This is a genomic window from Sphingomonas glacialis (genome assembly GCF_014653575.1).
In the GTDB taxonomy this organism is placed as follows: domain Bacteria; phylum Pseudomonadota; class Alphaproteobacteria; order Sphingomonadales; family Sphingomonadaceae; genus Sphingomonas; species Sphingomonas glacialis.
The window spans coordinates 154,632-172,739 of sequence record NZ_BNAQ01000002.1; the positions used below are offsets into that span (position 1 = coordinate 154,632).

At 66.7% G+C, this 18,108-nt stretch carries 19 protein-coding genes; 14 read left to right on the forward strand and 5 right to left on the reverse strand.

Going from position 1 to position 18,108, the window contains the following annotated elements; genetic code table 11:
* Window positions 1-7: 7 nt before the first annotated feature.
* The 6 genes from IE187_RS07385 (at window position 8) to IE187_RS07410 (ending at window position 5,882) form a co-directional block, all read left to right on the forward strand.
* Window positions 8-262 (forward strand): type II toxin-antitoxin system VapB family antitoxin, encoded by a 255-nt coding sequence (locus tag IE187_RS07385; protein ID WP_189675717.1) that lies wholly within the window; start codon window positions 8-10, stop codon window positions 260-262.
* Entirely contained in the window at window positions 259-657 is a 399-nt protein-coding gene (locus IE187_RS07390) for a type II toxin-antitoxin system VapC family toxin (protein WP_189675718.1), read from the forward strand. The genes IE187_RS07385 and IE187_RS07390 overlap by 4 nt, the downstream gene beginning before the upstream one ends.
* Complete coding sequence (gene ybeY / locus IE187_RS07395) at window positions 657-1,166, forward strand: rRNA maturation RNase YbeY (protein ID WP_189675719.1); 510 nt, start codon at window positions 657-659, stop codon at window positions 1,164-1,166. The genes IE187_RS07390 and ybeY overlap by 1 nt, the downstream gene beginning before the upstream one ends.
* Window positions 1,167-1,175: 9 nt before the next feature.
* Complete coding sequence (locus tag IE187_RS07400; protein ID WP_133186715.1) at window positions 1,176-2,105, forward strand: hemolysin family protein; 930 nt, start codon at window positions 1,176-1,178, stop codon at window positions 2,103-2,105.
* 118 nt (window positions 2,106-2,223) lie between these two features.
* The gene (katG, locus tag IE187_RS07405; RefSeq protein WP_189675720.1) at window positions 2,224-4,470 is read left to right on the forward strand and encodes a catalase/peroxidase HPI; all 2,247 of its coding nucleotides are present in this window, start codon (window positions 2,224-2,226) and stop codon (window positions 4,468-4,470) included.
* An 89-nt stretch (window positions 4,471-4,559) separates the two neighbouring features.
* A complete protein-coding gene (locus tag IE187_RS07410; RefSeq protein WP_189675721.1) occupies window positions 4,560-5,882 on the forward strand; it encodes a PQQ-dependent sugar dehydrogenase in 1,323 nt (440 codons plus the stop codon).
* A 184-nt stretch (window positions 5,883-6,066) separates the two neighbouring features.
* Here the strand turns inward: IE187_RS07410 and IE187_RS07415 are convergent, their stop codons facing one another.
* Complete coding sequence (locus tag IE187_RS07415; RefSeq protein WP_189675722.1) at window positions 6,067-6,369, reverse strand: polyhydroxyalkanoic acid system family protein; 303 nt, start codon at window positions 6,367-6,369, stop codon at window positions 6,067-6,069.
* 10 nt (window positions 6,370-6,379) lie between these two features.
* On the reverse strand, window positions 6,380-6,796 hold the full coding sequence (locus IE187_RS07420) for a VOC family protein (RefSeq protein WP_189675723.1): 417 nt from the start codon (window positions 6,794-6,796) through the stop codon (window positions 6,380-6,382).
* 276 nt (window positions 6,797-7,072) lie between these two features.
* Between IE187_RS07420 and lnt the strand changes: the two genes are divergently transcribed.
* Together lnt and metK are read left to right on the forward strand one after the other, a co-directional pair.
* Complete coding sequence (gene lnt, locus IE187_RS07425; RefSeq protein WP_189675724.1) at window positions 7,073-8,599, forward strand: apolipoprotein N-acyltransferase; 1,527 nt, start codon at window positions 7,073-7,075, stop codon at window positions 8,597-8,599.
* 73 nt (window positions 8,600-8,672) lie between these two features.
* A complete protein-coding gene (metK, locus tag IE187_RS07430) occupies window positions 8,673-9,893 on the forward strand; it encodes a methionine adenosyltransferase (RefSeq protein WP_189675725.1) in 1,221 nt (406 codons plus the stop codon).
* A gap of 42 nt (window positions 9,894-9,935) precedes the next feature.
* Here the strand turns inward: metK and IE187_RS07435 are convergent, their stop codons facing one another.
* From IE187_RS07435 to IE187_RS07445, 3 genes are all read right to left on the reverse strand, one after another.
* Window positions 9,936-10,574 (reverse strand): hypothetical protein, encoded by a 639-nt coding sequence (locus tag IE187_RS07435; RefSeq protein ID WP_189675726.1) that lies wholly within the window; start codon window positions 10,572-10,574, stop codon window positions 9,936-9,938.
* 128 nt (window positions 10,575-10,702) lie between these two features.
* Entirely contained in the window at window positions 10,703-11,305 is a 603-nt protein-coding gene (locus IE187_RS07440; protein WP_189675727.1) for a phosphatase PAP2 family protein, read from the reverse strand.
* Window positions 11,306-11,366: 61 nt separating this feature from the next.
* Window positions 11,367-12,176: a formate/nitrite transporter family protein gene (locus tag IE187_RS07445; RefSeq protein WP_189675728.1), complete on the reverse strand. Its 810-nt coding sequence runs from the start codon at window positions 12,174-12,176 to the stop codon at window positions 11,367-11,369.
* An 82-nt stretch (window positions 12,177-12,258) separates the two neighbouring features.
* Between IE187_RS07445 and trmB the strand changes: the two genes are divergently transcribed.
* From trmB to IE187_RS07475, 6 genes are all read left to right on the forward strand, one after another.
* Window positions 12,259-12,948, forward strand: coding sequence for a tRNA (guanine(46)-N(7))-methyltransferase TrmB (gene trmB, locus IE187_RS07450; protein WP_189675729.1), 690 nt, complete (start codon window positions 12,259-12,261; stop codon window positions 12,946-12,948).
* A gap of 107 nt (window positions 12,949-13,055) precedes the next feature.
* Window positions 13,056-13,907 carry a glycoside hydrolase family 75 protein gene (locus IE187_RS07455; RefSeq protein WP_189675730.1) on the forward strand — a complete coding sequence of 284 codons (852 nt, stop codon included), beginning with the start codon at window positions 13,056-13,058 and terminating at the stop codon, window positions 13,905-13,907.
* Complete coding sequence (locus tag IE187_RS07460; RefSeq protein ID WP_189675731.1) at window positions 13,904-14,191, forward strand: hypothetical protein; 288 nt, start codon at window positions 13,904-13,906, stop codon at window positions 14,189-14,191. Before IE187_RS07455 ends, IE187_RS07460 begins: the two co-directional genes overlap by 4 nt.
* Window positions 14,192-14,303: 112 nt before the next feature.
* The gene (locus tag IE187_RS07465; RefSeq protein WP_140851689.1) at window positions 14,304-14,801 is read left to right on the forward strand and encodes a 2Fe-2S iron-sulfur cluster-binding protein; all 498 of its coding nucleotides are present in this window, start codon (window positions 14,304-14,306) and stop codon (window positions 14,799-14,801) included.
* Window positions 14,798-15,772, forward strand: a complete 975-nt coding sequence (locus IE187_RS07470; protein ID WP_189675732.1) for an FAD binding domain-containing protein — start codon at window positions 14,798-14,800, stop codon at window positions 15,770-15,772. Before IE187_RS07465 ends, IE187_RS07470 begins: the two co-directional genes overlap by 4 nt.
* Complete coding sequence (locus IE187_RS07475) at window positions 15,769-17,994, forward strand: xanthine dehydrogenase family protein molybdopterin-binding subunit (protein WP_189675733.1); 2,226 nt, start codon at window positions 15,769-15,771, stop codon at window positions 17,992-17,994. Before IE187_RS07470 ends, IE187_RS07475 begins: the two co-directional genes overlap by 4 nt.
* Window positions 17,995-18,108 lie beyond the last annotated feature (114 nt).

Sequence of the window (18,108 nt, forward strand, 5' to 3'; positions counted from 1 at the left end):
GGCTCCGATGGCGTCACTCTACATCAAGAACCATGACACCGCCGATCTCGCGCGCGAGGTCGCCGCTCTGTTGGGCACCAGCAAGACGGCGGCCGTCCATGACGCGCTCGAACATCGCAAGCGCGCCCTTCAGGCCGAGCGGAGCCGCAGCATCCACGATCGGCTTGAGGCGTGGCGCGCGGCCCATCCGCTCGGCGAAGCGACCGGCCTCGAGGCCGACAAGGCGTTTTACGATTCGCTAAATGACGAGGATGAGGATTGATCCTCTTTCTCGATGCATCCGCCATGGTCGCCATGATGACCGGGGAAGCCGGGTCGCCCGCGCTCGAGGAACGGTTCGGCGCGGCTGACGAGATCGTGTGTTCGGCGATCTCGCTGTGGGAGGCGGCACGCGCCGTCGCCAGAAAAAGGACCGTGCCCATCACACACGCGTTTTCCGAAATCGAGACCTTCGTCGCCGACTTCGCGATCCGTCTGGTTCCGATCGGCACCACCGAGAGCCACGTCGCTGTCGATGCGTACCATCGCTATGGCAAGGGCACCGGCCACCCCGCCAAACTCAACATGGGCGACTGTTTTGCCTACGCCTGCGCGAAGGCCAACAACGCCAGCCTGCTCTACAAGGGCAACGACTTCCTCCATACGGACCTTGCCTGATGCTTGAAATCGCCCTCTCCCACGAAGACGTCTGGCCCGAGCACGACTGGGAGGCGCTCGCCACGCACGCCGCGACCGCCGCCATCTCGCGCACGCCGTATGGCAAACTCGCGACCGGCGCCGCCACGGTCGAAATCTCGATCCGCCTCGCCACCGACGCCGAGGTGCAGGTCCTCAACGCGCAATATCGCCAGAAGGACAAGCCGACCAACGTGCTCTCCTTCCCGATGGTCCAGGCCGACCTGCTCGAAACGATCGGCGAGAACAGCGACGATGGCGAGGTCCTCCTCGGCGACATCGTGCTCGCGCACGAGACCTGCGCGCGCGAGGCGATGGAAAAAGGCGTCAGCCTCGAAGATCACGCGACGCATTTAATCGTGCATGGCACGCTGCATTTGCTAGGCTATGATCACATGGTCGGCATGGAGGCCGAGGCGATGGAGGCGATCGAGATCGACGCGCTCAAGAGCCTCGGTCTTGCCGATCCCTATCTCATCGAAGAGGACTGAACGACCGCCATGCCCGACGGCCAAAGTACGACCGGCACCGCCAGCCATTTAGGCGGTGCCCAGCACGCGGAAACCAGCATCTGGCGGAGCTTCCGCAGCTGGATCTCGGGTCACACCGGCGACGAATCGCTCCGCGCGACGCTCGAGGAAGCGATCGACGCGCATGAGGATGACCCCGCGCCCGACGCCAAGGGCGATCTCTCCCCGCTCGAACGCACGATGGTGCGCAACCTGCTCCATTTCGGCGAGCGCGATGCCGGCGACGTCGGCGTGCCGCGCGCCGATATCGTCGCGGTCGAGGAGCGCACCAGCTTCGCCAACCTCGTCGCCTTGTTCGCCGAGGCCGGCCACAGCCGCTTGCCGGTCTATCGCGAGAAGCTCGATACGATCATCGGCATGGTCCATATCAAGGACGTGTTCGCGATCCTTGCGACTGGCGCGCCGCATCCGCCGAGCATCGCCGAGCTGATCCGCGAGCCGCTCTACGTCCCGATGTCGCGCGGCGCGCTCGATCTGCTCGCCGACATGCGGACAAAACGCGTCCATCTCGCGATCGTGCTCGACGAATATTTCGGCACCGAAGGCCTCGTCACGATCGAGGATCTGATCGAGGAAATTGTCGGCGATATCGAGGACGAGCACGACGACGCCCCCGAGGCGCTGCTCGTCCCGCTCGACGGCGGCGCCTGGGAAGCCGATGCGCGTGCCGAATTGGAAGATGTCGGCGAGACGATCGACCCGCGGCTCGCCGAGGTCGATGGCGATATCGACACGATCGGCGGCCTCGCCGCGGTGCTTGCGGGGCATGTGCCGCAAGTCGGCGAATGCATCGTGCATGACAGCGGCTGGACGCTCGAAGTGACCGCCGCCGACACACGCCGCGTGCTGGGCTTGCGCCTGCATCCGCCCAAGGCCGAACCCGAAGGTCGCGATGGCTGACGGCCGACCGCAGAAATCACCCGGTCGATCACTCTCTGCGGTTTAATGCATTTCCTCGATCTTCGCGTCCATGCCACTCTCCGTGTCGAGATTACCAAGCCTCGACATGGAGAGAATCATGGACGCCATTACCTCAGGCAGCCCGCTGAGCGACCCGAGCAAGGAGCCCGCCGCGCTCCGCTCGTTGCTCGGCCGCACCAATCGCGATTGGTGGCCTAACCAGCTCAGCCTCGAAATCCTCCAGCAAAACGGCCTGTCGGGCAACCCGATGGGCGACGACTTCGATTATGCCGAAGCCTTCAACACGCTCGATTACGCCGCGGTGAAGCGCGACCTGACCGCGCTGATGACCGACAGCCAGCCGTGGTGGCCGGCCGATTACGGGCATTACGGCCCGTTCTTCATCCGCATGGCGTGGCACAGCGCCGGCACCTATCGCACCGGTGACGGTCGCGGCGGCTCGTCGTCGGGCTCGCAGCGCTTTGCACCGCTCAACAGCTGGCCGGACAACGGCAACCTCGACAAGGCGCGCCGCCTGTTGTGGCCGATCAAGGCGAAGTACGGCAAGCAGCTGAGCTGGGCCGATCTGTTCATCATGGCCGGCAACGTCGGGATCGAATCGATGGGCGGCCCGGTGTTCGGCTTCGGTGGCGGACGCGAGGACGTGTTCGAGCCGCTCAAGGACATTTACTGGGGCACCGAAGAAGAGTGGCTCGGTGAAACGCGCATCAACGAGGAATCGGGCAAGGCGTTCGAAAACCCGCTCGCCGCGATCCAGATGGGTCTCATCTACGTCAACCCGGAAGGCCCCGGCGGCTGCCCGAACCCGATGGGCTCGGCGCGCGACATGCGCGAGACCTTCGCGCGCATGGGGATGAACGACGAGGAAACCGTTGCGCTCACCGCCGGCGGTCACACCTTCGGCAAGGCGCATGGCGCGGGCGATGCCTCGCTCGTCGGCGTCGAGCCGGAAGGCGCCGACATCGCGACGCAAGGCATGGGCTGGGTGTCGACGCACGGCACCGGCATGGGCGACGACACGATCACGTCTGGGATCGAAGGCGCCTGGACCCCGACGCCGATCACCTGGGACCAGACCTATTGGGACATGCTGCTCGACCATGAATATGAGCTGGTGAAGAGCCCGGCGGGCGCACACCAGTGGCAGCCGGTCGGCAACCCCGAGGAAACGCTTGCCCCCAAGGCGCACACGCCCGGCGTCAAGGTCCCGACGATGATGACGACCGCCGACATGGCGCTCAAGAAGGACCCGGCGTATCTCGAGATCAGCAAGCGCTTCCAGAAGGATCCGGCGGCATTCGCCGATGCCTTTGCGCGTGCCTGGTTCAAGCTGACGCATCGCGACATGGGGCCGAAGGTCCGCTATCTCGGTCCCGACGTTCCCGCCGAAGACCTGATCTGGCAGGATCCGATCCCCGCTGCCGACTATGCGCAGATCGACGAAAGCGACGTCCCCGCCCTCAAGCAGGCGATCGCCAATTCGGGCCTTTCGGTTGCCGAGCTGGTGACGACGGCCTGGGCCTCGGCCTCGACCTATCGCCATTCGGACCATCGCGGCGGCGCCAACGGCGGGCGCATCCGCCTGGCCCCGCAGAAGGACTGGGAGGTCAACCAGCCCGAGCAGCTTGCCAAGGTGCTGGCTGTCTATGACGGCATCAAGGCCGATTTCGACGGCAAGAGCGAGAAGAAGGTGTCGATCGCCGATCTGATCGTGCTCGGTGGTTCGGTCGGCGTGGAAGCGGCTGCAAAGGCGGCTGGCCACGCGATCGAAGTGCCCTTCACGCCGGGTCGCACCGACGCCTCGGCCGAGCAGACCGACGCCGCAAGCTTCGACGTGCTCGAGCCCAAGGCCGACGGCTTCCGCAACTATCTCTCGGTCAAGTTCAGCGTTCCGACCGAGGAATTGCTGGTCGACCGGGCGCAGTTGCTCGGCCTCAGCTCGCCCGAGATGGCGGTGCTCGTCGGTGGCCTGCGCGTCATCGGCGCCAACCACCCCAAGGCCGAGAAGCATGGCGTCTTCACCGACCGCAAGGGCCAGCTGACCAACGACTTCTTCGTCAATCTGCTCGACATGCAGACGGCGTGGAAGCAGCTGAGCGACGACAGCGACGAGGAGTATCTCGGCACGCTGCGCGAGACCGGCGAGGAAAAGTGGACCGCCTCGCGCACCGACCTGGTGTTCGGCGCCAACTCGCAGCTCCGCGCACTGGCCGAGGTCTATGCCTCGGGCGACGCTGGTGACAAGTTCGTGCACGACTTCGTCAAGGCGTGGGTCAAGGTGATGAACGCCGACCGCTTCGACCTGGCCTCGGGCCATGTCCGCGGCGAGCCTGCGGTCGCCTGATACGAACGAAGCCCCTCCCCGAAAGGGGAGGGGCTATCTTTCGCGAGAACGCGCTTCCCCTGCCCGCCTTCGCCCCCTATTTCGCATCCATGCGCAAACACATCCTCATCATTCTCGCGATCGTCGTCCTGGTTGCCGGCGGCGTCCTCTGGTGGGTGCTCCAGCCCGAACCCGCGCAGCTTCCGTTGAGCGCGGTGGAAGGTGACCGCCCGACGATCTCGCCCCCGCGAGAGCAGACCATCCCGACCGTCAAGGTCGCCGACCGCGTCGGCTGGCAGAACGGCGCGATGCCGGTCGCCGCGCCCGGCCTCAAGGTCGCCGCCTTCGCCACCGGGCTCGATCATCCGCGCTGGCTCTACCGCTTGCCCAATGGTGACGTGCTCGTCGCCGAGACCAATTCGCCGCCGCGCGCGACCAAGGGCGTGGCCGACGTCGTGATGGGCTATCTGATGAAGAAGGGCGGCGCCGGCGTCGCCTCGCCCAACCGCATCACGCTGCTGCGCGACACCAATGGCGACGGCGTGGCCGAAACGCGCACCGTGCTGATCTCAGGGCTCAACTCGCCCACCGGCATGGCGCTGCTCGACGGCCAGCTCTACATCGCCGATACCGACGCGCTGGTCCGAGTGCCGTTCACCCCCGGCCAAACCAAGATCACCGCCAAGCCCGAAAAGGTCATCCCGCTCGTCGGCGGCGGCAATCACTGGGCGCGCACGCTGCTCGCCGGGCCCGATGGGCTGCTCTATGTCGGCGTCGGTTCGTCGAGCAACATCGCCGACAACGGCCTCGACGCCGAGAAATTCCGCGCCAACATCCTCCAGGTCGATCCCAAGGCCAAGACCTTCCGCGTGTTCGGCGCGGGCCTGCGCAACCCGCAAGGCATGGCGTTCGAGCCCAAGTCGGGTGCCTTGTGGGTCGCGGTCAACGAGCGCGATATGCTCGGCTCGGACATCGTCCCCGATTACATCACCCGCGTCGGGCTCGGCGACAATTTCGGTTGGCCCTGGTATTATTGGGGCGGCTATCCCGACGCCCGCGTGAAGCCTGAAAACCCCGCGCTGCAGGAATATTCCAAGCGCCCCGATTACGCGATGGGCCCGCACGTCGCGGCGCTCGGCCTGACCTTCGCGGCCGACGCGAAGCTCGGTGGGCAGTTCAGCAACGGCGCGTTCGTCGGCGAGCATGGTTCGTGGAACCGCGTGCCGGTGTCGGGCTACAAGGTCGCGTTCGTGCCGTTCGGCGGCAATGGCTTCCCGGTCAAGGGCAGCAAGCCGGTCGATGTGCTGACGGGGTTCCTCAACGCCAAGGGCGGCGCGCAAGGGCGCCCGGTCGGGGTGATCACCGACCAAGCCGGCGCGCTGCTCGTCGCCGACGATGTCGGCAACACGATCTGGCGCGTGAGCGCGAAGTAGGCACTTTCGTTCCTAGCCCTCTCCCGCCCTTCGCGGGAGAGGGTTGGGTGAGGGCCTTCTTCTGCCTTCCCCGGCCCAACAAGAAGACCCTCACCGACTACGACTAGGCTCGCGCTGAAGAAGCGCGACCCAAGTCTCCGTAGCCTCTCCCGAGTGCGGGAGAGGTAGCAGCAGGAAAAGACCCCTACTCCAGCATCTTCGGCGCTTCCTTCGCCAGCTTCGCCTTAATCTTGTCGGCGAACAGCCGCAGGAAGATCGGCAGGTCGATCTCCGCCCGCACCTTGGCATCCCCCACCGTCAGCCGGCTCGCGACCCGCTGCCCGAGCGCGGCAACGGTGAAATGCATCGTGTCGCCCTCCCAGCGATGATCGACCGACGTCGCGCCGGGCACCATCTCGACGATCTTGCCGACCCCGCCCTCGACGCGCGCACGAGCGCCCGCCAGGCCGAGCTTATGCGGAATTTCGAGGGTGATCGGGTCGCTCATCACATATCCTTCATGTCGCGAAGATCATCGCGTCATCGGCAAACGCCTTGAACTCGAGCGCGTTGCCCGAGGGGTCATAAAAGAACATCGTCGCCTGCTCGCCCGGCTGCCCGACGAAGCGCAGATGCGGCGCGATTCCGAAGCGCGTGCCGGCGGCGGTGAGCCGGTCGGCAAGTGCCTGCCAGTCGGGCATCGTCAGCACGACGCCGAAATGCGGCACCGGCACGTCATGCCCGTCGACCGCGTTCGACACCGCGACGGCTTTCGCCGCCGGATCGAGATGCGCGACGATCTGGTGGCCGTAGAGATCGAAATCGATCCACGCGTCGGAGCTTCGCCCCTCGCGGCAGCCGAGCGTCTCGCCATAAAATGCGCGCGCCGCGGCGAGATCGTGGACCGGAAAGGCGAGGTGGAAGGGCCGTGTCATAAACGCGCCCTACCAAATCCTCCCCCGCAGGGGGAGGGGGACCGTTTTGCCTCTCCCGGCAAAATGGTGGAGGGGGCGTGCCACGGGCGTACCGCTCGTGGAGAGCCTCCTCCACCACCAGGCTGAAGAAGGCTGGTGTGCGAGCGAGAATGTGTCCCCCGGACACATTCTTGGCCTGCCGGGGGCAGGCCAACGCTCGCACACCCCCTCCCCGTTCCGGGGAGGATCGAAGCGCGACGTTGCGTTGCTCGGCCGATCCCGCGATAGCCGCACGCGATGACCCAACGCCCCGCGCTCTTCTCGTTTCTGCTCGGCGGAATCGCCGCGGTCGGCTTCGCGCCGCTCGGGTGGTGGCCCGTCACGCTCGGCTGCCTCGCCGCGTGGATGCTGCTCGTCCACCAGGCGCCGACCCGCAAGGCGGCGCTGTGGCGCGGCTGGCTGTTCGGCTTTGCGCATTTCGCGATCGGCAATAACTGGATCGCCAAGGCGTTCACCTTCCAGGATGCGATGCCGCACGCGCTCGGGCTCGTTGCACCCGCCTTGCTGTCGCTCTATCTCGCGATCTTCCCGATGGCGGCGGCGACGGTGGCGTGGAAGCTGCGCCGCCCGGTGCTCGACGCGAGCTATGTCCTGATCTTCGCCACCGCCTGGATCGCGACCGAATATCTGCGCGGCACGCTGCTCACCGGCTATCCGTGGAACCCGCTGTCGGAGATCTGGCTCCCGCTGATCGGCGTCGCGCGCGGCGCGCAGTGGATCGGCACCTATGCGCTCTCGGGCGTCACGGTCCTCGTTGCGGGCGCGCTGCTGCTCGCGCTGCGTCGCGACTGGCGCCTGCCCGCCGCCGTCACCGCCCTGCTCTTGGTCCTGACGCTCGGTTCGCTCGCCCCGGCGATCGCCCCCAGCGCGCCGAACGCCCCGCGCATCCGCGTCGTCCAGCCCAATGCCGCCGACGAGCAGCGTCCGCGTGACGATTATGCCGAGACCAACCTGCAGGCGCTTGTCAGGCTGAGCGGAAAGCCAGGCCCAGCCCCGCGCCTGATCGTCTGGCCCGAAGGTGCGCTGCGCTATCTGCCCGAAGACGGCTATCCCTTCCAATATTACGCCGACGACCCTGCGTTCGTCCGCCGCCGCATCGCCGCCCCGCTCGGACCCCGCGACGTCGTGCTGACCGGCGGCAACGCGCTCCGCTTCGACGCCGCCGGAAAGGTGCGCAGCGCGACCAATTCGATCTTCGCGATCGATGCGCGCGCCCACATCCTCGGCCGTTACGACAAGGCACACCTCGTCCCGTTCGGCGAATATCTCCCCGCGCGCCCGCTGCTATCGGCGATCGGCCTGTCGCGGCTCGTCCCCGGTGATTTCGACTTCGCCCCCGGCCACGGCGCCGACGGGCTCGATCTCCCCGCCTTCGGCCGCGTCGGGTTCCAGCTCTGCTACGAAATCATCTTCTCCGGCGAAGTCGTCCAGAGCGGGCACCGCCCGGCCTTCCTCTTCCAGCCGTCGAACGACAGCTGGTACGGCTATTGGGGCCAGGCCGAACATCTGGCCCAGGCCCGGATGCGCGCGATCGAGGAAGGCCTGCCCGTCATCCGCGCGACACCGACCGGCATCTCGGCGATCATCGACGCGCAGGGCCGCATCGTCGCGTCGATCCCGGCGGACACGGCCGGCGCGATCGAGCGCCCGATTCCCCCCGCGGCTCGCCCGACCCTGTTCGCGCGTATGGGCAATGCGATGGCGTTGTTGATCGGGATCATCCTCGCGCTCGCGGCATTTGCATTGCGCCGCCTGGCACGATAGGGCGCCATATAAGGAAAGCTTTATATCAGGCATGGCAACGGCCGAAGCTCTCCTCAACATGAGGATCCCACGCATGCGTTCCAATTTTCTTTTCACCTCCGAGTCGGTCTCGGAAGGCCATCCCGACAAGGTCGCCGACCAGATCAGCGACACGATCGTCGATCTGTTCCTCGGCAAGGACCCCTATGCGCGCATCGCGTGCGAGACGCTGACCACGACCAACCTCGTCGTCCTCGCGGGTGAAATCCGCTGCAAGGGCGTGTACGAGAACGGCCAGTGGGCCGATGGCGCGCTCAAGGAAATCGAGGCCGCCGTCCGCAACACCGTCAAGGAAATCGGCTACGAGCAGTCGGGCTTCCACTGGGAGACCTTCGCCTTCCACAACAATCTCCACGGCCAGTCGGCGGAGATCGCGATGGGCGTCGACGAAGGCGCCAACAAGGACGAAGGCGCCGGCGACCAGGGCATCATGTTCGGGTACGCGACCGACGAGACCCCGGGCCTGATGCCAGCGACGCTCTATTACAGCCACAAGATCCTCGAGCGCCTCGCCGCCGATCGCCACTCGGGTGCGGCACCCTTCCTCGAGCCCGACGCCAAGAGCCAGGTCACGCTTGAATATGAGAACGAAGTGCCGGTCCGCGCGACCGCGCTCGTCGTCTCGACGCAGCACAAGGCGGGCTATTGCCTGCAGGGCGACAACGCCAATCCGGCGCTGTACGAAGAACTGCGCGCCTATGTCAGCGGCGTGATGCATGACGTCCTTCCCGACGGCTTCATCAGCGATAAGACCGCGATCTACATCAACCCGACGGGCGCGTTCGAAATCGGCGGCCCTGACGGCGACGCAGGCGTCACCGGGCGCAAGATCATCGTCGACACCTACGGCGGCGCAGCCCCGCACGGCGGCGGCGCCTTCTCGGGCAAGGATCCGACCAAGGTCGATCGCTCGGCCGCCTATGTCGCGCGCTACATGGCGAAGAACGTCGTCGCTGCCGGCCTCGCACGGCGCTGCACGATCCAGCTGTCGTACGCGATCGGTATCGCCGAGCCGCTCTCGCTCTATGTCGACCTGCATGGCACGGGCACCGTTCCCGAAGCCAAGATCGAGGAAGTGCTGCCCAAGCTCGTTCGCCTGACGCCGAAGGGCATCCGCGAGCATCTCAAGCTCAACGCGCCGATCTACAAGCGCACCGCAGCCTATGGCCATTTCGGGCGCGAGCCCGATGCCGATGGCTTCACCTGGGAAAAGACCGATCTGGTCGACGCGCTCAAGAGCGCCGTCGCCGCCTGATCGAACGCCGAGCGCGGGATCATCCCGCGCTCGGCACGGTCGTTACGGCCGGTTGGCCGAGAAGACCGACGGATCGAACCGCGCCGGCAGCGCGCGCGGCCCCTGCGGCGGCGCTTCTGTTCCGGCTCGTGCGGTCTGCGCCGACCCGGGTTGCACGCCGAAGTGCAGATCATCGGCCAGATAGGCGGTGATCGGTGAATCGGCAGGAAGCCGCCCGCTGGTGCCGTGAATGAACATCATCGGCCACGATACGAACAGCGCGCCGCCAATCGCCAGCACGCCTTGATCCAAGCCCTGCCGCGCAGAACGCCCCGAGATGCGGACAGGCCCCGACGGCGTCTCGACATAATCGAGCCGGACCTCGAGTTCACCACGCTTGCCGAAATTTCCGCTTCGCTCGGACCGCATCACTTCGCCAACCGCGATCGATCCGACCGGCACGACGACCTGGCCGCGATAGATCAGCGCTTCGGCCACCTCGAGATAGAAGCGATCGCCCGAATGCACGTCCTTGGTGTTGAGTTCGTTACGCGTCTTCAGCTGCAACGGCATACCGATCGGGAAATACGCCGAGGGGCCCGTCGCCGCCACCGGCGCGGCCCAATGCACGCTATATTGCGCCGCCGCGACCGACGGGATGCTCGCCGCGAGCGCAAGGATCGTCCAACACGTCAACTTCATCACAACGCCCCCGTTTGTCGCAGATCGAGCGTTCTGATAATTCAACCGCGTTTATCGGCACTTAGGATACGCGCTGAAGGCGTTGTTAAGCCTCTTGACCGGCTCATAGCGCGGGCGTCACACGACGCTCAGCGGGTGCGTTTGAAAAGGCGAACCAAGGCCGGTTCGGCAGCGCGAATGATCATGCTTGTCGCCTTCTGCGCGACGAAGCCGACCGCCGCCCCGGCGACGGTATCGAAAATATAGTGCTTCCCGCGCGGCATCTGTACCGCCGCGACCCCGGCCGCCGCCGCATAGGCGGGCGCGATCGCCGCGGGAGTGTCATGCGCGATCGCACCCGCCACCGCGACTGCACCGGCGGTATGGCCCGAGGGGAACGACGTATCGCCGTGCGCCGCGCTCTTGCCCGGCGCGAAGCGGTGCTCGCCGGTCTCGATTGCCTTTTGCGGGCGGGTGCGGTCGATCGAGCGCTTGATGCCGTTCTTGATCGCGGTGGCGAGCACCTCGCTCGCCAGCATCCGCACCCCATTGCGGATCACCGTCGGACGGCGCAGCACCGCACCGACGACGATCGTCCCGACGCCGAGCAGCAGCAACGGCGGCTGGTCGGCAACTTCGCTCGCCGCTCCGGCCAGCTTGACCACCGGCGTGTCGCGATGCGCCGCGGCGCGGTGCGTGACCTTGCGGTCGGCGCGGGCGATTTTCCGCACGGCCTCGGCGATCTTGCTCATGTCGCTATTCCTCTTGTGTCGCACGCCCAACGCCGCGGGCGGCGGATTGGCTCCGCCCGGATCAGGCGCCTTCTTCCTGCACCTGCGCATGCGCCAGCACCGCGAACAGGCCGGCCCCGCCGAACAAATTGCCGAGCACCGCGGGCACGAGGAACGCCAGTGCCTGACCCCCGCCGATCTTGCCCGAAAAGAGCAGCAGGAAGGTCTCGCTCGACCCGACCACCGAATGGCTGAACCCGCCGATCGCGACGACATAGACGATCCCGAACACCACCAGGAAGGCCTGTTCGCGCGCATTGGGCAAGGTCCAGGCAACGATCGCGATCAGGAAGCCCGCTGGCACCGCATTGATGAAGGTATCGAGCGCGCCGTGCTCGGTGATCTTCATCGACACTTCGAGCATCGCCGCGCGCATTGCGGGATCGCCGAGCTCGAGCGTCGCAAACGCCCACGCAACGAGCGCGGTCCCGAGCAGATTGCCCCCCAGCACCACGCCCCACAGCCGCAAGGTCCGCCCGAGCGCAGCCCATGACGGCTCGGTCACGAGCGGCAGCATCGCGGTCACCGTGCTCTCGGTAAACAATTGCATCCGCCCGAGGATCACCATCAGGAAGCCGATCGGATAGCCGATCGCGATCAGCAGCGGCCGCGCCGGGGATGGCGCGGTGTGCGCCGCGATCGCCGCCTCGGCGATTAGCGAGGCGTTGATCGCCAGCCCCCCCGCCAGCCCCGACCAGAACAGCGAGGTGATCGGGCGTTCGAGTTCCTCTTGCCCTTCCTCGCGCACCGCTCGGTGCAGCTCGCGCGCATTGGCGGCCTTCAGTTCCTCGACGTCGCCGCCCTCGGTTTGCTCTTGATTGGTGTCCGCCATCATGTCCGCCACTTCGTTGATGCGCTGTAACGACCGTAACGGGACTTTGCTCCGAACGCTGCGCTCGCTAGAGGCTGCGCGGATGACCGATCCGATGACGACCCGCCGCCTCTATGGCCGCCGCCAGGGGCACAAGCTCCGCCTCGGCCAGGCCGATTTGGTCGAGCGCCTGCTCCCCGAAATCAGCGTTCCCGAAGAAGGTCCGCTCGACGCGACTACGCTGTTCGGCAAGGATTGCCCGCTCGAGGTCGAGATCGGCTTCGGCGCGGGCGAGCATCTCGCCGGCCAGGCGATGGCGCGGCGCGAGACGGGGTTCATCGGCTGCGAGCCATTCCTCAACGGCGTCGTCGGCGCGCTGACGCATGTCCGCGACGAAGAGCTCGACAATGTCCGCCTCCACATGGGCGATGCGCTCGACGTGCTCGAGCGCCTGCCCGATGCGTCTTTGTCGCGCGTCTACCTGCTCCACCCCGATCCGTGGCGCAAAGCGCGCCACGCCAAGCGGCGGATGGTCAATCACGGCCCGCTCGATTTGATCGCGGCCAAGCTCAAGCCCGGCGCCGAATTCCGGCTCGGCACCGACGATCCGACCTATTGCCGCTGGGCGATGATGGTGCTCGGGCAACGCCGCGATTTCGTGTGGAGCGCGCAAACAGCCGCTGATTTCCTCACCCGCCCCGACGACTGGCCCGAGACGCGCTACGAACGCAAGGCACGCCGTCAGGGACGCGAGGTCTGGTACTTCCGCTACATCTACCAGCCAGCGGCATAACCGCTCCCCTCGTCGCGCTGCGCGCACGCCGTACGGCGGGAGCGGAACCCTCGGTCCTGCTGCCTCGTTCGACGCGGGTGCATCCAGCCCCCGAGGGAAATTCAACCGTGTCCACCGTCCGGCGCCTGCTGGCGACCGCTTTGAGCTGCTGCCTCTTTTCGAGCACGAGCGCGATTGCGCAGTCCTGCCCCGCGGGCGGATTCGATTACATGGGCGTGCCGATCGCGTTCAGCCCTGATCACGCGGCCTATTATTTCGCGACCGACCACAAACTCGTCGACGCCGATGGTGCGCCCAACGCCTATCACCCCGCCGACGTGCCCAACACTTGCCCCGCGACGGGGCGCGGGATCGATTGCCTCGCCGCGGCGGGCTATCCCGACGGGTCGTGGTGGCAGACCGTGCTCGTCGCCGACCCTGAAGATCCGACCCGGCCAGCGATCCAGCAGGACGGGCCGTACAAGGGCTTTTTCGTCTCGATGACGTCGCTTCGGAACACCGCGTTCGCCGGGCCCGCGAGCACCGCCAGCTATGTCGATGCCGCGGCGATCCCGTATATCGTGCTCCCCGCGCCGATCTATCGCACCGATGGCATGGGCGAGATGGGCGATATCGGCTTCGCGACCAACCTCGATACCGGCCAGACGACGCCGTTCGTCATCGCCGACGAAGGCCCGGTCGAACGACTCGGCGAGGCGTCGGTCGCGTTCTGGCACGCGCTCGGCGCCCAGGCGCCCAACCCGCGCAACGGCGAGGGGCTGCCCGACGGGCGGATCGCCTATGTCGTCTTCCCGGGAAGCGCCAAGGACGCCAAGATCGGCTGGCCGATCGACAAGGCCGCGCTCGCCCGCGAAGCGCGCACGCGGCTCGACGCGGTCGGTGGACTCGCCGCACTACGGTCGTGCGCGCAGCCGAAGACCGAGATCGCCTCGGCGTCGGCCGTGCGGCTCAGCAAATGATCGCGCTGCCGTCGCTGGCTTTGGCGCTGGCGGCCACGACGCCTGTGCACGCCAAGGCCTGGACGCCGCACTCCGCCGCCGCCTTGCTCGATGCGAGTTTCCCGAGCGAGCAGGCCTGCCAGACCGCGCTCGACGCCGCGCGCGAGCATGAGCGCCTCACCCCGTCCAAGCCAGTCCACGATCTCAGCTACGCGCGGCTGTTCGCACAGGCGCGCTGCGGCAGTGCGGTGCGCAAGACCGGCATTGTCTGGCGGATCCGCATGCACTGGCCGCGCCGCCCCTGACCGAACGCGACCGGCCGATGCCGGGCAGCGAGGATCGGCGCGCAATATCTCCGCGCGTGCGGACCTGAATTCCGAAATGCGCGTTTACCTCGCCGAACCGCAGGGGTCTGACATGCACTTCACCATCAATGGAACGGCCTACACCGCCGAACCCGACATTCGAACCTCGCTGCTCGATCTGCTGCGCGAGCATCTTGGCCTGACCGGCTCGAAAAAGGGCTGCGATCACGGCCAGTGCGGCGCCTGCACCGTTCTGGTCAACGGCCGTCGCATCAACAGCTGCCTGTCGCTCGCGGTGATGCACCAGGACGACGAGATCACCACGATCGAGGGCCTCGGCACGCCCGAGGATCTCCACCCGCTGCAAGCCGCGTTCGTCAAGCATGACGGCTACCAGTGCGGTTATTGCACCCCGGGGCAGATCTGCTCGGCGGTCGGCATGCTCGACGAGGTCAAGAAGGGCTGGCCGAGCCACGTCAGCGAGACGCTCGGCGACGTCGAGTTCAACGATGGCGAAATCTCCGAGCGGATGAGCGGCAACCTCTGCCGCTGCGCCGCCTATCCCAACATCGTCGACGCGATCCGCGACGTGGCGGAGGCCAAGGCATGAAGACCTTCACCTACGAAAAGCCCGCGAGCGTCGAGGAAGCCGTCGGCTTCGTCGGCGCGGGCACGCGCTTCATCGCGGGCGGCACCAATTTGCTCGACTTGATGAAGCTGCAGGTCGAGACGCCCGACAAGCTCGTCGACATCAGCCGGCTCGATCTCGCCAAGATCGAAGACACCGACAACGGCGGCCTGCTGATCGGCGCGCTCGTCCCCAACAGCGATCTCGCCGCCGACACTCGCGTGCGCGAGAAATACGAAGTGCTCAGCCGCGCCCTGCTCGCGGGCGCCTCGGGCCAGCTGCGCAACAAGGCGACGACCGGCGGCAATCTGCTCCAGCGGACGCGCTGCTACTATTTCTACGACCCCGCAATGGCGTGCAACAAGCGCACACCCGGCAGCGGCTGCTCGGCGATCGGCGGATACAATCGCATCCTCGCGATCCTCGGCGCCAGCGACTCGTGCATCGCCACGCACCCCGGCGACATGCCCGTCGCGATGCGCGCGCTCGACGCGACGATCATCACGCTCACCCCGGGCGGCGACCGCCGCCGGATCAGCATCCACGATTTCTATCGCCTCCCCGGCGACACGCCCGAAATCGAGACCGTGCTGGAGCCCGGCGAGCTGATCACGCATGTCGAACTGCCCGCCCCCGTCGCCGGCAAGCAGCTTTACCGCAAGGTCCGCGACCGCGCGTCTTATGCGTTCGCTTTGGTCTCGGTCGCCGGGCTCGTCTCGGTCGAGAACGGCAAGATCGCCACGGCACAGCTCGCTTTCGGCGGGCTCGGGCCGATGCCGTGGCGCGACAGCCGCGTCGAGGAAGCGCTGATCGGCATGGCGCCGTCCGACGAAGTCTTCGCCGCGGCGGCAGATATCCTACTCGCCGATGCACAGGGCTACGGGTCGAACGACTTCAAGATCCCGCTGATGAAACGCACGCTGATCGCGTGCCTGCGTGAGTTGACCGCATGAGCAACACCAACAGCCTCAAGATGGACAAGCCCGTCCCCGCCAGCCTGCTCGACAGCGGCAGCCAGGGGATCATCGGCCGCCCGCTCGACCGCAAGGAAGGCCCGCTCAAGGTCACCGGCCAGGCGACCTATTCGGCCGAGTATCAGATCCCCAACCTCGCTTACGGCTATCTCGTCGGCACCAAGTTCGGGCGCGGCAAGGTCAACAAGGTTGATGCCGACAGCGTCCGCGCGATCCCCGGCGTGATCGACGTCGTCACCGACTTCAAGACCTTCCTGCAGAACTCGCAGCAGGGCGGCGAAACCAGCGCCCCGACGCAGGGCGTGCAGGACGTCCATTATTTCGGCGAGATCGTCGCGATCGTGCTCGCCGAAAGCTATGAAGCCGCGCGCGACGCCGGCATTCGCCTCAAGGTCGAATATGAGGAAGCCGAGGGCCGCTTCGATTTCGAGGCCCACAAGGACGAAACCACCAAGCCGCCGCCCAACAATATCCCCGCACACTTCAAGCAGGGCGATGTCGAAAAGGCGATGGCGGACGCCGCGACCTCGGTCGATGTCACCTATACAACGCCGAGCCAGAACAGCTCCGCGATGGAGCCGCACGCCTCGATCGCGGTATGGGACGAAGACGGCGCGCTGACGCTGTACGGCTCGTACCAGATGCCGACCTCGGACAAGAGCCAGCTCGCCAAGTCGCTCGGCGTCAGCGACAAGAAGGTCCGGATCATCGCGCATTACATCGGCGGCGGGTTCGGCTCCAAGCTCGGCATCGCGCCCGAATCGGTCGCCGCCGCGGTTGCCGCAAAGCAGCTCGGCCGCCCGGTCAAAGCCGTGATGACGCGCCCGCAAGTGTTCGAAACCACCGTTCGACGCTCGAACACCGAGCAGCGCGTGCGCTTTTCGGTTGATGGCGCGGGCAAGCTGACCGGCGTCGGCCACGAGACGCTGACGAGCAACCTCCCCGGCGAGGGCTTTTTCGAGCCGACCGGCATCGGCACGCATTTCGCTTATTCGGGCGAGAACCGGCTGATCAACCATGATCTGGTCGAGCTCGACTGGCTGCTGTCGGGGTCGATGCGCGCGCCCGGCGAAGCGGTCGGCATGATGGCGACCGAGGCTGCGCTCGACGAACTGTGTCACAAGCTCGGCGTCGACCCGATCGACTTCTGGAAGCAGAACGAGCCGAGCGAGGACCCCGAGGAGAAAATCCCCTTCTCGACGCGCCAGCTCGTCCGCTGCCTGGAAGAGGGCGCAAAAAAGTTCGGCTGGTCGAAGCGCAACGCGACGCCGGGCCAGGTGCGCGACGGCGAGTGGATGATCGGCATGGGCGTCGCCATTGCGGTGCGCACCAACATGCTGATGGAATCCTCGGCCAAGGTCGCGATCGACGCCAATGGTCGCGCGACCGTCAGCTCGGCGATGACCGACATCGGCACCGGCAGCTACACGATCCTCGGCCAGATCGCCGGCGAACTGCTCGGGCTCCCGCTCGATCAGGTCAGCGTCGTGCTCGGCGATACCGATCTGCCCGATGCGGCAGGTTCGGGCGGCTCGTGGGGCGCAGGGTCGAGCGGCTCGGCGGTCTATCTCGCGTGCGAGATGCTGCGCGAGAAGCTTGCCAAGGCGATGGGCTGCGACCCCGAGGCGCTGACGCTGAAGGATGGCCGGGCGATCGCCGACAACCGCCAGGTCTCGCTCGGCTCGCTCGTCGGCGACGGGATCGAGGCGGTCGGATCGATCGCACCGGGCAAGATGGAGAAGGAGCGCAAGCAGTCGAGCTACGGCGCGCATTTCGTCGAAGTCGGCGTCAACGCGACCACCGGCGAAGTCCGCGTCCGCCGGATGCTCGGCGTGTTCTCGGCAGGGCGCATCCTCAACGCCAAGACCGCGCGCTCGCAGTGCCTCGGCGGGATGACCTTCGGGATCGGCGCGGCGCTGACCGAGGACCTCGTCCACGACCCGCGCAACGGCAAGCTGGTGAACCACGATCTCGGCGAATATCACGTGCCAGTGAATGCCGACGTGCCGCAGATCGAGGTGCATTTCCTCGAGGAGCGCGACCAGTTCGCCAACCCGATCCATGCCAAGGGCATCGGCGAGCTCGGCATCTCGGGCTGCGGCGCAGCGATCGGCAATGCGGTGTTCAACGCAACGGGCATCCGCGTGCGCGACTATCCGATCACGGTCGACAAGCTGCTGGATCACTTGCCGCCGGTGTGATCCGCTCCCCACGCCCGTCACCCCGGCCTTGTGCCGGGGCCCACCGGGACGCGCGCGCCACGACCTCAGTACGCGGATCACGGTGGGCCCCGGCACAAGGCCGGGGTGACGACG

Bases quoted from the DNA above. Each gene is read 5' to 3' on its own strand.
- IE187_RS07460 (WP_189675731.1), top strand. From the start codon at position 13,904: ATGATCGCGCTGCCGTCGCTGGCTTTGGCGCTGGCGGCCACGACGCCT.
- lnt (WP_189675724.1), top strand. From the start codon at position 7,073: ATGACCCAACGCCCCGCGCTCTTCTCGTTTCTGCTCGGCGGAATCGCC.
- IE187_RS07445 (WP_189675728.1), bottom strand. From the start codon at position 12,176: ATGGCGGACACCAATCAAGAGCAAACCGAGGGCGGCGACGTCGAGGAA.
- IE187_RS07470 (WP_189675732.1), top strand. From the start codon at position 14,798: ATGAAGACCTTCACCTACGAAAAGCCCGCGAGCGTCGAGGAAGCCGTC.
- IE187_RS07415 (WP_189675722.1), bottom strand. From the start codon at position 6,369: ATGAGCGACCCGATCACCCTCGAAATTCCGCATAAGCTCGGCCTGGCG.
- metK (WP_189675725.1), top strand. From the start codon at position 8,673: ATGCGTTCCAATTTTCTTTTCACCTCCGAGTCGGTCTCGGAAGGCCAT.
- IE187_RS07440 (WP_189675727.1), bottom strand. From the start codon at position 11,305: ATGAGCAAGATCGCCGAGGCCGTGCGGAAAATCGCCCGCGCCGACCGC.
- katG (WP_189675720.1), top strand. From the start codon at position 2,224: ATGGACGCCATTACCTCAGGCAGCCCGCTGAGCGACCCGAGCAAGGAG.
- IE187_RS07475 (WP_189675733.1), top strand. From the start codon at position 15,769: ATGAGCAACACCAACAGCCTCAAGATGGACAAGCCCGTCCCCGCCAGC.
- IE187_RS07385 (WP_189675717.1), top strand. From the start codon at position 8: ATGGCGTCACTCTACATCAAGAACCATGACACCGCCGATCTCGCGCGC.
- IE187_RS07465 (WP_140851689.1), top strand. From the start codon at position 14,304: ATGCACTTCACCATCAATGGAACGGCCTACACCGCCGAACCCGACATT.
- IE187_RS07420 (WP_189675723.1), bottom strand. From the start codon at position 6,796: ATGACACGGCCCTTCCACCTCGCCTTTCCGGTCCACGATCTCGCCGCG.
- trmB (WP_189675729.1), top strand. From the start codon at position 12,259: ATGACCGATCCGATGACGACCCGCCGCCTCTATGGCCGCCGCCAGGGG.
- IE187_RS07410 (WP_189675721.1), top strand. From the start codon at position 4,560: ATGCGCAAACACATCCTCATCATTCTCGCGATCGTCGTCCTGGTTGCC.
- IE187_RS07400 (WP_133186715.1), top strand. From the start codon at position 1,176: ATGCCCGACGGCCAAAGTACGACCGGCACCGCCAGCCATTTAGGCGGT.
- IE187_RS07435 (WP_189675726.1), bottom strand. From the start codon at position 10,574: ATGAAGTTGACGTGTTGGACGATCCTTGCGCTCGCGGCGAGCATCCCG.
- ybeY (WP_189675719.1), top strand. From the start codon at position 657: ATGCTTGAAATCGCCCTCTCCCACGAAGACGTCTGGCCCGAGCACGAC.